General features: G+C 79.3%; 1 protein-coding gene. It reads right to left on the bottom strand.

Annotated elements, in window-relative coordinates; translation table 11 throughout:
• A partial coding sequence (locus ACSNOD_RS31875) for a CurL C-terminal domain-containing protein (RefSeq protein WP_436770534.1) occupies positions 1-300 on the bottom strand: 300 nt, incomplete at both ends.

The following is a 300-nucleotide window of genomic DNA, read 5'->3' as shown; positions in this document are numbered from 1 at the left end:
GGGTGATGGGGGCCGGCGTGGGGGGCCCGGTCCGGGGAGAGCAGCAGGCGCGCGGCGTCGGCGGTGTCCCGGCACACCAGCGCCCTGCGGTACGGGTGCGGGCGGCGGCCGACCTGGAGGGTGTGCGCGACGTCCTCCAGCGCCAGTTCGGGGTGGTCGGCGAGGTGGCGGCCGAGCCGGGCCACCACCTCGTCGAGGGCCTCGGGGCGCCGCGCGGAGAGCGTGAGCAGCGCGTCCCGATGGTCCCCGGCCCGCTCCCGTACGGGGTGGGGGTCCCGTACGGGGTGGGGGTCCCGTACG

Origin of the sequence: Streptomyces sp. URMC 123, from assembly GCF_051386515.1 — a bacterium.
Taxonomy (GTDB): Bacteria; Actinomycetota; Actinomycetes; order Streptomycetales; family Streptomycetaceae; genus Streptomyces.
This window is presented reverse-complemented; position numbering and strand designations above follow the sequence as displayed.